This window comes from Haemophilus parainfluenzae (assembly GCF_036288925.1).
GTDB lineage: Bacteria > Pseudomonadota > Gammaproteobacteria > Enterobacterales > Pasteurellaceae > Haemophilus_D.
Genome location: NZ_CP127167.1, coordinates 1240733 through 1252494, shown reverse-complemented (window position 1 = coordinate 1252494; position 11762 = coordinate 1240733). Strand labels below are relative to the sequence as shown.

Genomic DNA, 11762 nt, shown 5'->3' with positions numbered 1-11762 from the left:
ATGTCTGTATTACAAGCTGAATTCCTCGCAAAAAGCTATAAAAGTCGAAAAGTGGTTTCTGATGTGAGTTTAACCGTAAACTCCAATGAAATTGTTGGGCTACTTGGTCCAAATGGTGCAGGTAAAACCACTACTTTCTACATGGTCGTTGGTTTAGTGCGTCACGATCAGGGAAAAATCACCATTGATGGCAATGATATTAGCGTATTACCTATGCATGAACGTGCTCGTCGAGGAATTGGCTATTTACCACAAGAAGCCTCTATTTTCCGTCGTTTAACGGTGTATGAAAACCTTATGGCGGTATTAGAAATTCGTAAAGATCTCACTGCTGAGGAACGCCGAGAGAGAGCGGATGAGTTAATTGATGAGTTCAATATTAGCCATATTCGTGATAGCCTGGGACAATCGCTTTCAGGTGGCGAACGTCGTCGTGTGGAAATTGCGCGCGCCTTAGCAGCAAATCCAAAATTTATTTTACTAGATGAACCTTTTGCTGGTGTGGATCCTATCTCGGTCACGGATATTAAGAAAATCATCACGGATCTCCGTAATCGTGGCTTAGGCGTGTTAATTACCGACCATAACGTACGCGAAACTCTTGATGTCTGTGAACGTGCTTATATTGTTGGCGAAGGGAAAATTATTGCCACGGGTACACCAGAAGAAGTCATGAATGATGTGCACGTTAAGCGTGTCTATTTAGGTGAGCAATTTAAATTATAACCATGAAATTTACGACCTTCCTCTCCCCTGATGATATTCGTCAGGGGGTTGTTTTTTCTAGCAAGAAACGATTATTTGAATCCATTGCAGCTTTCGTTGTGGAGAAACTTCATGGCGAAAATGGCGAGCAGGCTTGTTTTGAATGTTTATTTGAACGAGAAAAATTAGGCAATTCTGGATTAGGTAATGGCGTCGCAATGCCTAAAGCCAAATTACCTAAAAATGTTTTAGATAAAATATTAACCATATTTATGCAGTTAGACAGTCCTGTTGAATATGACTCTGCAGATAACAAACCGGTAGATATCGTTTTTGCGGTGCTCGTACCAGAAAATCTCTGCCAAGAATACATCCCTGTTTTGGCTAAGCTCACTAAAAAATTAACCGATAAAAGCTTAATTAAACAACTTCGCTCTGCACAAAGTGCGGATGAAATTTGGCAAATTTTTGAATATGCCGATCATTCAGAAGAATCTGAAGACGACACAAATTTAGATAATATTGAACCTCAAGAGGTATAACCTAACCTACTAACCACCATAAGGAATCACGCAGATGGAAATTATTATTATCAGCGGTCGCTCCGGCGCAGGGAAATCTGTCGCATTACGATCTTTGGAAGATATAGGCTATTATTGCGTGGATAATCTCCCTCTCGATTTACTTCCTCAACTCACCAATATTCTCGCCAAAACTCAAACAGCTGTTGCAATCAGTCTTGATATTCGAAATCTTCCTCATTCAAGTGCTGATTTAGACAAGATTCTGACAGATATTCAAGCTACTTATTCCGTCAAAATCATCTTTTTGGACAGCGATCGTAGTACACTTATTCGTCGCTACAGCGATTCACGTCGTCTTCATCCACTTTCAGCACAAGATCTCCCGCTTGAATCAGCGATTGATTTAGAATATCAACAACTTGAGCCTTTAATTCAACATGCTAATTTTATTATTGATACCGCACAACTTTCTACCCATGCGTTATCTAAACGTTTAAGAGAAGTTTTACGTGGTAATACAGATAAAGAACTTAAGATCGTGGTTGAATCGTTTGGCTTTAAATATGGCATTCCACTTGATGCCGATTATGTCTTTGATGTGCGTTTTCTACCTAACCCGCACTGGAATCCAGAACTTCGTCCAATGACAGGGCTTGATGAACCCGTTGCACAATTTTTACTTGCGCATGATGAAGTGAATAATTTTATCTACCAAACACGCAATTACATTGAAACGTGGTTACCGATGTTAGAGCAAAATAACCGAAGCTATCTCACTATTGCCATCGGCTGTACAGGAGGTAAACATCGTTCTGTTTACATTGCTCAACAAATTGGTGAATATTTCCAAGCCAAAGGCAAGAATGTAAAAATTCAACATAAATCCTTGGAAAAGAATAAAAAGAATTAATCAAACTATAAAAAAACGCAGCGACTTGCTGCGTTTTTTGTTAAACCACATATTGCTCAAAAATCTCAGGCAAGTGAGTAATTAACGTTTCTTTTCCTTCTACCTTTTCATTCTGCCAAACGTGCAATAGCACATCTGGCGTAAATAATTGTGATGCCAGCTCTGCCAACGGTAAATAGCTAATATGCCAAGGCTCTCGGCCTATTTTTTTACCTTCTGGTTGGCTGATAAATGGCAAAGCAAAATCAAAGTGCGGTAGATTTTCAGTGAGAAATTCACTAAGTTCAAAGAAATAGCCCCCCTTTTCATATTCCCAAGGTTCAAGTTGTAAAGATTGACCTTGAGGCAAAAGATCAGGATCAAAAATATCGATTTCTGTTCCCCAATGATGACGACTGCCACCTGGAAGCGCTGACCAGCGTAAAATCGCTTGTGCTTTTTGCCAATCATCTAATAACGCTAAATCTAATGGATTTCCTGCATCATCATGAACCTTGCGTTCACCGTTAAATTTACCATTCCAAATGCGTTGTTGACGTTCAAAATCACGAAAGCTACTCGCAGGCTGCAAATTAAAGCCATTTTTGACCGCACTTTGCTGCAATCCCTGAAACGCTTTCATTGCCTCTGCTTGCAAAAAATGATTCGGAGAATGAGGTGTAGGCAAATTGATCAAATGTTTACGAGATTTGCCGGTTAACATTTCTGGCGTTAATTTCATCTTATTTATCCAATAAATTCATTAACATTTGATGATAAATTTGACCGCACTTGGCAAGATCATCAACGTTTACACATTCATTTACTTTATGAATCGTTGCATTAAGCGGTCCAAATTCCACAACTTCAGCGCCCATCAATGCAATAAAACGTCCGTCAGAGGTACCACCGCCAGTTTCTGATTGTGGCGTAATACCGGTTGTTTGCTCAATTGCCGTCGTTAATGCATCTAATAATTTGCCTGGTTTAGTTAAAAATGGTTTACCTGATAAATTCCAATCAATACGGTATTTCAAACCATGCTTTTCGAGCATTTCTGCCACTTTCTGCTTAATGCTTTTGTCTGTAACTTCCGTACAATAACGTAAATTGAATTGCACATAAAGCTCACCTGGGATGACATTATTACTCCCTGTGCCTGCATGAATATTCGCAATTTGCAAACTGGTTGGCGGGAAAAATTCGTTACCATTATCCCATTGATAGGTGGTTAATTCCTGCAAGAAAGGGGCGGCTTTATGAATTGGGTTTTCCGCTAAATGAGGATAAGCTACATGACCTTGAATACCTTGAATGTAGAGATTACCTGTAATCGACCCACGACGGCCATTTTTAACCACATCACCCAATGTTTTCGAGCTAGACGGCTCGCCTACCATGCAATAAGTAATTTTATCACCGCGTGCCATTAAGGTTTCGACAACACGTACTGTACCATCTTTCGCGGCGGCCTCTTCATCAGCGGTGATCAATAATGCAATTGTGCCCTTATGATTAGGATTTGCTTTTACATATTCTTCCGTCGCCACAATCATTGCTGCAAGGGATCCTTTCATATCCGCCGCACCACGCCCATAAAGCATGCCATCAATAATCTCAGCAGAAAACGGAGAATACGACCATTGATTTTCATCACCAGTAGGCACAACATCCGTATGACCTGCAAAAGCAATAACTGGCTCACCCGTTCCGTGTTTTGCCCATAAATTCAACGTATCATTAAAAGGCATCCATTCAATTTGAAAACCTAATTTTTCTAAACGTTCGGCAATAATTTGCTGACAGCCTTCGTCATTCGGGCTAATAGACGGGCGGCGAATTAAATCTTGCGCCAACGAAATCACTTTTTCTCTCATAAAAACTCCTAAGAAAATAACCGCACTCTAGGCAAAAGCAGCCTGATATTCCTTCTCATTAAAACCAATTAATGCCTTTCCATCTTGTAAAATAATTGGGCGTTTAATTAAGGTTGGATTTTCCTCCAACACGGAAAGTGCGGTCGTTTGATCAAGAGAATTTTTAACTCGCTCATCCAAATTACGCCAAGTTGTACTGCGTTTATTGACCAATACCTCCCAGCCAAATTGAGCTTTCGCTTGAGTTAAAAAATTCAAATCTAACCCATCAACACGGTAGTCATGAAGTTTGTGTTCAATATTGTGATCCGCCAACCATTTCAATGCTTTCTTCACTGTATCGCAATTTTTAATGCCGTAAACTGTAATCATATTTTTCTCTCTTTTCTCGCCATTTAATTACAGCATTATACCTGAAAAACGAGCAACAATTCGATGAAAAAACAGATGAAAAAAGTCACTTAGTCAGGCATAATATTGTCAATATTCACAGTAAGGAGTCTCAAATGGAACTCACTTTTGAACAAATTTCTGATTTACTCAAAACGCAAAAAAAAGACAAGGAAGAATACGCTTTTAGTTTGGAAGAACGACAATTAGCTGCAAAAGCAAGTTCGGAAGCTTGGCAAGCTATTTTAAATCATAAAATTGAGCCATTCAATTTTAAAAAATAGGGTTGATTATGCTGCCAACATACGATGTTTATATTGCTGAAACATCAGAGGATTGCCTTGAAAAAGATCTTCTAAAACAATTTATCGTGACTTATCTAACTCAAGATGATCTTGATAAACTAAAAATGATTTTAACGAATATCCCGCAACTTAGACCGTTCTGGGGAAAAACTGGCTATAAATACATTACAATAAATAATATCTATTTTTTATATGAAGTGGCCGAAGACGAAAGAAAAGTCATTATTTTAGGTGCTAAATTTAATAATAAACGAAAAACATTTAATTTTGCGAATACACTCAAGCAACAAAAAACAATGAAAAAATGGATTGAGGATTATCCTAAATACTATCCCAATAAATAAGCCCGATTTAATCGGGCTTATTTATTTTTAGTTAGCCTAATAATTTATTTATGCGTTTAATAAACACAGCTGGATTTTCCAACGATCCGCACTCTGCTAACATAGCTTGTTCAAGTAATAATTCCACCCAATCAGCAAATTCAGTTTCATCTGCAATATCAGCCACTTTTTTTACTAAATAGTGTTCTGGATTAAGTTCAAAGGTGTATTTTACTTCTGGTACAGGCTGCCCTGCGGCTGCAAACAATTTCGCCATTTGGGTCGTCATTTGATCATTATCCGTAGAAACTACCGCTGGTGTATCCGTTAAATTGTGAGTTAAACGCACCGTTTTTACGCGTTCACCAAGCAAGTTTTTCACACGCTCAATAAAACTACCAAAGGCTTCATCTTGTTGTTTTTGTGTTTCAGATTCTTTATCCGCTAAATCGCCTAAATCCAAATCGGCTTTTGTGATACTTTGTAATGGTTTACCGTCAAATTCAGTTAAATAGCTTAACATCCATTCATCAATGCGATCGGAAAGCAATAAAACCTCAATGCCTTTTTTATTGAATAATTCCAAGTGCGGGCTATTTTTCGCTGCAACATAACTATCAGCTGTAATGTAATAGATAGCTTTTTGCCCCTCTTTCATACGCGATATGTAATCTTCTAAAGAGACAGTTTGTTCGTTGCTATCATTATGCGTTGAAGCAAAACGTAATAACTTCGCAACAGTTTCTTTATTAGAAAAATCTTCTGCTGGGCCTTCTTTCAAGACTAAACCAAACTCTTTCCAGAATTGAAGATATTTTTCTGCATCATCTTTTGCTAATTTTTCTAGCATTTGTAATGAACGCTTAGTTAATGCTTTGCGTAATGCAGCCGTAATTTTGTTATCTTGTAAAATTTCACGAGATACATTTAATGGCAAGTCATTGCTATCGATTAAACCACGCATAAAACGGAGATAATTCGGCATAAATTGTTCAGCATCATCCATAATAAATACACGTTGAACATAAAGTTTTAAACCGTGTTTATGTTCGCGATTAAATAAATCCCAAGGTGCTTTAGCTGGCACATAAAGCAAGCTAGTATATGCTTGATTTCCTTCAACTTTGTTATGCGCCCAAGTCACAGGATCTGCAAAATCATGGCTTAAGTGCTTATAAAACTCTTTGTATTCCTCATCGGAGACATCATTTTTAGAACGCGTCCAAAGTGCATCGGATTTATTAATTTTCTCCCATTTTTCACCGCACTCTTTGCCTTCATCATCGTATTCTTTCGTCAGCATTTCCACTGGTAAGCCAATATGGTCAGAATATTTACCGATAATTTCACGCAAACGCCATTCGTTTAAAAATTCTTTTTCATCTTCACGTAAGTGCAAAATCACATCTGTGCCACGGTTTTTTTTCTCAATATCCGCCACTGAATATTCGCCTTCGCCAGCAGATTCCCAAAGTACTGCTTTATCCGCCTCTTCGCCAGCCGATCTAGTTTTTACAGTCACTTTATCTGCCACAATAAAAGCTGAATAAAAACCCACACCAAACTGCCCAATAAGCTGGCTGTTTTTTGCTTGATCTTGGCCAAGTGCGGTTAAAAATTCTTTTGTTCCTGATTTTGCAATCGTCCCCAAATGATCGATGACTTGCTCACGAGTCATACCAATGCCGTTATCACTAATTGTGATAGTGCCTTTATCCGCATCAAAGCTAACGCGCACACGCAAGTCGCCATCGCCTTCATATAAAGCAGGGTTGGAAAGTGCTTTAAAGCGTAATTTATCTGCCGCATCAGAGGCATTAGAAATTAATTCACGTAAGAAAATTTCTTTGTTGGAATACAAAGAATGAATCATTAATTGGAGAAGTTGTTTGACTTCAGATTGGAAGCCGCGAGTTTCTTGATTTTGTGACATAATTTTTTCCTTCATAAAGATAAAAATTGAACGTTACAGATATAAGAATAAAAAGAAAGATTTCAAGGGGAAAAGCAAAGTGCGGTGAATTTTCACCGTATTTTATTCAAACATTTTCCTAAAATATTTAGAAATGAATAACGGTGATTACTATAAGCAATCACCGTTAAACCAAAAGTGTTTTCTTAAGGAGGTTTTGGGTACTCTAAAAATTAGAATTCGTAACCTACACCTACTTTTGCACCGTAATTATTCACTTTAGTGTCGTCAAAGCTACCTAAACGGTTATATTCTAAACCACCGTTTGCATACACCTTTTCGGCTAATTTATATTTAGCCCCCGCTACGATACCATAGCCTACTTTAGTTTCAGAAGAGCTTTTATAGCGTTGATCTGCCCGTTCTTCAAATTTAAAACGGTTTGCCGCTAAACGAGCGCCAACATAAGGCTCAATTTGAGAGTTAGTATCAAAACCATAAAATACTGTTGCTCCGACGCCTTGAACTTTAGTGCCTTGAAAGCTGCCATGATGAGTATAATCACCTGCTACGCTCACATTACCTAATTTATAACCTACTGCTACACGAGGCTCAACTTTCGTTTTGCTTGAACCACCATGGCTCAATTTAGTTTTTGAAAGACCTATATCGCCTTCCGCATATAAACCTGCATTTGCTGTTGAAGCCACTGCGAATGCCCCGACAACAATAGCTAATAATGACTTTTTCATTGGATAACTCCTGCTATTTGATTGAAAATACTCAAAAATATATCACATCACTGACTTATTTTCACCATGAAAAAATAATTTTCCTTGGCATTTTCGACATAAATAGATAATTTTATTGCGCTGAATACGATTATGCCGACGAATCGTTAAATAATGCGTCTGACATTCACACTGATAAGTAAACATTTTACCTTGTACACTTTCCACATCAAATTGATGACAAGTATCAGCAGAGAGATTAAATAACTGTGTCATCACTGCTTGCCATTCCCGTCCATGCGGTTTCACCTGACCAAATACTTGATACACAATAAGATGAGCTAATTCATGGGGAACTACCTGACGAATAAATTCATCTGAATTCTCGAGTAGCAAAGTGCGGTTAAACTTAATCTGATTTTTCTGCAAGTATGCAACGCCAGCTTTTACACCTCGCAAGTCATAACTGATTGTCGGAATAGGAAATTTCCGTTGAAAGTGATTTTCAGCCAATTGTAATGTTTCTGCAAGTTTGCGCTGTACCTGCATTTTTAAATGCCGAAACTGAGTTTGAGATGACATCATCATGTTTAGTAAACAAAAACCGCTAAATTAGCGGTTTTTATTATATACATTTAATTCACTTATTTTAGACCCGCTGCTGCTCGCAATTCTTCAGCGCGATCTACTTTTTCCCATGGGAATTGTTCACGGCCGAAGTGTCCATACGCTGCAGTTTGGCGATAGATTGGTTGAATTAAATTTAACATTTTAATTAAACCATAAGGACGCAAATCAAAAAATTCACGTACTAACTTAACCAATACTTCGTTTGATACTTTTCCTGTACCGAAAGTTTCTACCATGATAGAAGTTGGCTCAGCCACGCCAATTGCATAAGAAAGTTGAATTTCACAACGATCTGCAAGACCTGCTGCAACAATATTTTTGGCCACATAACGTGCGGCATAAGCGGCTGAACGGTCTACTTTTGATGGATCTTTACCTGAGAAGGCTCCGCCACCATGACGAGCCGCGCCACCGTAGGTATCGACAATGATTTTACGCCCCGTTAAGCCACAGTCACCCATTGGACCACCAATTACAAAACGACCGGTTGGGTTAATGAAATATTTTGTTTGTTGAGATAACCACTGGCTTGGTAAAATTGGCTTGATGATTTCTTCCATCACCCCTTCATAAATTTCTTTTTGTGAGACTTCTTCGCTATGTTGTGTAGAAAGCACTACCGCATCCACACCCACGATTTTGTTATCTTCGTATTTTAAGGTCACTTGGCTTTTCGCATCTGGGCGTAACCACGCGAGTTTTCCGCTTTTACGCACTTCGGCTTGTTTTTCCATTAAACGGTGTGCATAAGTAATCGCCGCTGGCATTAAAACTTCGGTTTCATTTGTCGCATAACCAAACATAATCCCTTGATCACCCGCACCTTGATCCAATGGATTCTCACGATCCACACCTTGATTAATATCTGATGATTGCTTACCGATCGCATTTAATACAGCACAAGAATTACCATCAAAACCCATTTCAGAATGTTTGTAACCAATATCACAAATCACTTGTCGAGTAAGGTTTTCAATATCAACCCATGCTGATGTGGTAATTTCACCACCGACTAACGCCATCCCTGTTTTGACATAGGTCTCACAAGCCACACGTGCTTTAGGATCTTGTTTTAAAATTTCATCAAGTACTGCATCAGAAATTTGATCGGCAATTTTATCTGGATGTCCTTCTGAAACAGATTCAGAAGTAAATAAATAGCTAGACATAAGTTCTCTTCTTTTTTGGATGTATTGACGTATAGACGTCTATAATACGTATTTTAGGATAATCTTCAAGTATTTCCATCAAGTATTTTTAAAATTTAACCAATTTTGTAAGATTTGTTCACCGAATTCTGACATATAAGACTCTGGATGAAATTGCACTGAAAAAATAGGTAAATTCTTATGCTGTGTTGCCATCAAGATTTCATCATCACAAACGGCTGTAATTTCTAATACCTCAGGCATACTCTCACTTTGTACTGCCCAAGAATGATAAAGACCTATTTCAAATTGAGCAGGAAGCCCTAAAAATAAGCCTGAATTTGACCGCACTTTTAAGAGTCGTTTTTGCCCATGACGCACACTTGGCAAGTTATAAAGCTCTCCGCCAAAGAATTCACAAAGGGTTTGATGTCCTAAGCAAACACCTAAAATGGACTTTGTTTGATAAAATCGTTCTAACATCGCAAATAATTGTGGATATGCGCTTGGAACATCTGGTCCTGGAGAAATTAAAATATGTGTATAATTTTCCACACAATCTAATGATAAATCTTCAACACTGACCACATCAAAACTCACCTGTAATTGGCGAATGAGATCCACTAAATTATAAGTAAAAGAATCATGATTATTGATAACTAAAATTTTTTTCATACGGGCTAGTGCCATAATTCGGTGACTAAATTCATTTCAACATTATAGCGATTCTGCGTTAAAATCCTTTTTATTTTTTTATCTACAACTCATGCAAACTTTTATTCATCAAGCTAATGCTTATGGCGCATTACGCCAACCTTTTTTCTTCTTAATTGATTTTGAACAGAAAAAACCTTTAATTTATCCTCTCAACGTTGCCACTCAACAAGGGATATATTGGAATATTCAAAAGGCCCAAAATATCGTTGAAAATCAACCGCACATTGGTTTATCTCTCATTACGAAAAAGCCTATTTCGTTAAATCACTATAAACAAGGATTTAATCTTGTTCAACACGAATTACAAAAAGGAAATTCCTATTTACTCAATCTCACTTATCCTAGTGAAATCGAATTAAATGGCAACCTAAGCCAAATTTTTCATTCGGTTGAAGCGCCTTATAAATTACTTTTTAAGGATCAATTTGTCTGCTTTTCTCCTGAATCCTTTGTACAAATTCGACAAAACAAAATTTATACGTATCCCATGAAAGGAACGATTGATGCGAACCAGCCTAATGCCAAAGCGAATTTGTTAAATGATGAAAAAGAGCAACGAGAACATTACACCATTGTAGATTTAATGCGTAATGATCTTTCAATGGTCGCAAAAAACATCAGAGTATCTCGTTTTCGCTACATCGATAGTATTTACACAGAACGAGGCGAAATACTGCAAACCAGTTCAGAAATTTGTGGTGAACTGGAAAATAATTGGCAAAATACAATTGGCTCAATATTAGCTGAACTTTTACCCGCTGGTTCGATTAGCGGTGCGCCTAAAGAAAAAACGGTTTCCATTATTCAACAAGCTGAAAAACAAACTCGAGGCTATTACACGGGAATTTTCGGTATTTTTGATGGCGAAAACCTAAATAGCGCCGTCGCAATTCGCTTTATTGAACAAAAAAATGATAAATTTTATTTTCGTAGTGGTGGCGGCATTACCATTCAAAGCCAACTTGAAGATGAATATCAAGAGTTGATTGCCAAAGTTTACCTTCCAATTCAAAAGGAAAAGTAATGTTCCCTTTATTTGAAACCATCGCCATTGAAAACGGTAAAATTCAAAATATTGCTCTGCATCAAGCTCGCTATGAGCGTAGCCTTATCACTTATTATGGAAAAAGTGCGGTCACTTTTTTTAATCTTTTAGATCTAATTCAAGTCCCTAAGGAGCTAGATAATAAGCTTGTTCGCTGTCGAATTGACTACAACGCTCATCAAACTAAAATTTCATACCTTGAATATATACCGAAAACACATCGTGTATTCAAGCCCATAGTCTGTAATGAAATTGACTATTCGCTCAAATATGTTGATCGTGAACTTATCAATGCATTATTTGCACAAAAGGGAAAGGCTGATGAAATTATTATTATTAAAGAGGGCTTTGTGACAGACTGCTCTATTGGCAATCTCGCCTTTAGAAAAGGCGGTCAATGGTTCACCCCCAATACCCCTTTATTACAAGGCACACAACGGACATATCTATTGCAATCCGGTCAACTTCAAGAAATTGAAATTAGACAAGAACAACTTGAACAGTTTGACGAAATTCGAGTTATTAATGCCTTGAATGGGCTATAAAATGCCCATTCATTCACTTCA

The 11762-nt window shown here is 37.7% G+C and carries 15 protein-coding genes; 7 read left to right on the top strand and 8 right to left on the bottom strand.

What is annotated here, in order from left to right; all coding sequences use genetic code 11:
• From lptB to rapZ, 3 genes are read left to right on the top strand one after another with little or no spacing between them, the layout of a single operon-like run.
• Window positions 1–726 carry an LPS export ABC transporter ATP-binding protein gene (lptB, locus tag QQS40_RS06430; RefSeq protein ID WP_049356696.1) on the top strand — a complete coding sequence of 242 codons (726 nt, stop codon included), beginning with the start codon at window positions 1–3 and terminating at the stop codon, window positions 724–726.
• A 2-nt stretch (window positions 727–728) separates the two neighbouring features.
• Window positions 729–1247 (top strand): PTS IIA-like nitrogen regulatory protein PtsN, encoded by a 519-nt coding sequence (gene ptsN, locus QQS40_RS06425; protein ID WP_049356693.1) that lies wholly within the window; start codon window positions 729–731, stop codon window positions 1245–1247.
• A 34-nt stretch (window positions 1248–1281) separates the two neighbouring features.
• A complete protein-coding gene (rapZ, locus tag QQS40_RS06420; RefSeq protein WP_329504393.1) occupies window positions 1282–2139 on the top strand; it encodes an RNase adapter RapZ in 858 nt (285 codons plus the stop codon).
• A gap of 40 nt (window positions 2140–2179) precedes the next feature.
• Here rapZ and QQS40_RS06415 read toward each other — a convergent pair whose 3' ends face one another.
• The 3 genes from QQS40_RS06415 to QQS40_RS06405 are packed head-to-tail and all read right to left on the bottom strand — an operon-like array spanning window position 2180 to window position 4367.
• Window positions 2180–2860 carry a M15 family metallopeptidase gene (locus QQS40_RS06415; protein WP_329504391.1) on the bottom strand — a complete coding sequence of 227 codons (681 nt, stop codon included), beginning with the start codon at window positions 2858–2860 and terminating at the stop codon, window positions 2180–2182.
• Between the two features lies 1 nt (window position 2861).
• Window positions 2862–3995, bottom strand: coding sequence for a succinyl-diaminopimelate desuccinylase (gene dapE / locus QQS40_RS06410; protein WP_329504389.1), 1134 nt, complete (start codon window positions 3993–3995; stop codon window positions 2862–2864).
• Between the two features lie 27 nt (window positions 3996–4022).
• Complete coding sequence (locus QQS40_RS06405) at window positions 4023–4367, bottom strand: ArsC family reductase (protein ID WP_329504387.1); 345 nt, start codon at window positions 4365–4367, stop codon at window positions 4023–4025.
• A gap of 134 nt (window positions 4368–4501) precedes the next feature.
• On the opposite strand from QQS40_RS06405, the gene QQS40_RS06400 reads away from it, so the two are divergent.
• Complete coding sequence (locus QQS40_RS06400; RefSeq protein WP_329504385.1) at window positions 4502–4669, top strand: hypothetical protein; 168 nt, start codon at window positions 4502–4504, stop codon at window positions 4667–4669.
• Between the two features lie 8 nt (window positions 4670–4677).
• Window positions 4678–5034 (top strand): hypothetical protein, encoded by a 357-nt coding sequence (locus QQS40_RS06395; protein ID WP_128787560.1) that lies wholly within the window; start codon window positions 4678–4680, stop codon window positions 5032–5034.
• A 31-nt stretch (window positions 5035–5065) separates the two neighbouring features.
• Here QQS40_RS06395 and htpG read toward each other — a convergent pair whose 3' ends face one another.
• The 5 genes from htpG to QQS40_RS06370 all read right to left on the bottom strand — a co-directional run bounded on the left by htpG (window position 5066) and on the right by QQS40_RS06370 (window position 10109).
• A complete protein-coding gene (gene htpG / locus QQS40_RS06390) occupies window positions 5066–6946 on the bottom strand; it encodes a molecular chaperone HtpG (RefSeq protein WP_329504382.1) in 1881 nt (626 codons plus the stop codon).
• 212 nt (window positions 6947–7158) lie between these two features.
• Window positions 7159–7677 (bottom strand): opacity family porin, encoded by a 519-nt coding sequence (locus QQS40_RS06385; RefSeq protein ID WP_329504380.1) that lies wholly within the window; start codon window positions 7675–7677, stop codon window positions 7159–7161.
• Between the two features lie 42 nt (window positions 7678–7719).
• Window positions 7720–8244, bottom strand: coding sequence for a SprT family zinc-dependent metalloprotease (locus QQS40_RS06380; protein ID WP_329504378.1), 525 nt, complete (start codon window positions 8242–8244; stop codon window positions 7720–7722).
• Between the two features lie 56 nt (window positions 8245–8300).
• Window positions 8301–9455, bottom strand: coding sequence for a methionine adenosyltransferase (gene metK / locus QQS40_RS06375; protein ID WP_049356667.1), 1155 nt, complete (start codon window positions 9453–9455; stop codon window positions 8301–8303).
• 78 nt (window positions 9456–9533) lie between these two features.
• A complete protein-coding gene (locus QQS40_RS06370) occupies window positions 9534–10109 on the bottom strand; it encodes an anthranilate synthase component II (RefSeq protein ID WP_521705704.1) in 576 nt (191 codons plus the stop codon).
• Between the two features lie 91 nt (window positions 10110–10200).
• Here QQS40_RS06370 and QQS40_RS06365 point away from each other — a divergent pair, with 91 nt between their 5' ends.
• Window positions 10201–11175: an aminodeoxychorismate synthase component I gene (locus QQS40_RS06365; RefSeq protein WP_329504373.1), complete on the top strand. Its 975-nt coding sequence runs from the start codon at window positions 10201–10203 to the stop codon at window positions 11173–11175.
• Complete coding sequence (locus QQS40_RS06360; protein ID WP_329504371.1) at window positions 11175–11741, top strand: aminotransferase class IV family protein; 567 nt, start codon at window positions 11175–11177, stop codon at window positions 11739–11741. Before QQS40_RS06365 ends, QQS40_RS06360 begins: the two co-directional genes overlap by 1 nt.
• Window positions 11742–11762: the final 21 nt, after the last annotated feature.

Coding starts and splice junctions, on each gene's coding strand:
- lptB (WP_049356696.1), top strand. CDS start 1: ATGTCTGTATTACAAGCTGAATTCCTCGCAAAAAGCTATAAAAGTCGA.
- ptsN (WP_049356693.1), top strand. CDS start 729: ATGAAATTTACGACCTTCCTCTCCCCTGATGATATTCGTCAGGGGGTT.
- rapZ (WP_329504393.1), top strand. CDS start 1,282: ATGGAAATTATTATTATCAGCGGTCGCTCCGGCGCAGGGAAATCTGTC.
- QQS40_RS06415 (WP_329504391.1), bottom strand. CDS start 2,860: ATGAAATTAACGCCAGAAATGTTAACCGGCAAATCTCGTAAACATTTG.
- dapE (WP_329504389.1), bottom strand. CDS start 3,995: ATGAGAGAAAAAGTGATTTCGTTGGCGCAAGATTTAATTCGCCGCCCG.
- QQS40_RS06405 (WP_329504387.1), bottom strand. CDS start 4,367: ATGATTACAGTTTACGGCATTAAAAATTGCGATACAGTGAAGAAAGCA.
- QQS40_RS06400 (WP_329504385.1), top strand. CDS start 4,502: ATGGAACTCACTTTTGAACAAATTTCTGATTTACTCAAAACGCAAAAA.
- QQS40_RS06395 (WP_128787560.1), top strand. CDS start 4,678: ATGCTGCCAACATACGATGTTTATATTGCTGAAACATCAGAGGATTGC.
- htpG (WP_329504382.1), bottom strand. CDS start 6,946: ATGTCACAAAATCAAGAAACTCGCGGCTTCCAATCTGAAGTCAAACAA.
- QQS40_RS06385 (WP_329504380.1), bottom strand. CDS start 7,677: ATGAAAAAGTCATTATTAGCTATTGTTGTCGGGGCATTCGCAGTGGCT.
- QQS40_RS06380 (WP_329504378.1), bottom strand. CDS start 8,244: ATGATGATGTCATCTCAAACTCAGTTTCGGCATTTAAAAATGCAGGTA.
- metK (WP_049356667.1), bottom strand. CDS start 9,455: ATGTCTAGCTATTTATTTACTTCTGAATCTGTTTCAGAAGGACATCCA.
- QQS40_RS06370 (WP_521705704.1), bottom strand. CDS start 10,109: ATGAAAAAAATTTTAGTTATCAATAATCATGATTCTTTTACTTATAAT.
- QQS40_RS06365 (WP_329504373.1), top strand. CDS start 10,201: ATGCAAACTTTTATTCATCAAGCTAATGCTTATGGCGCATTACGCCAA.
- QQS40_RS06360 (WP_329504371.1), top strand. CDS start 11,175: ATGTTCCCTTTATTTGAAACCATCGCCATTGAAAACGGTAAAATTCAA.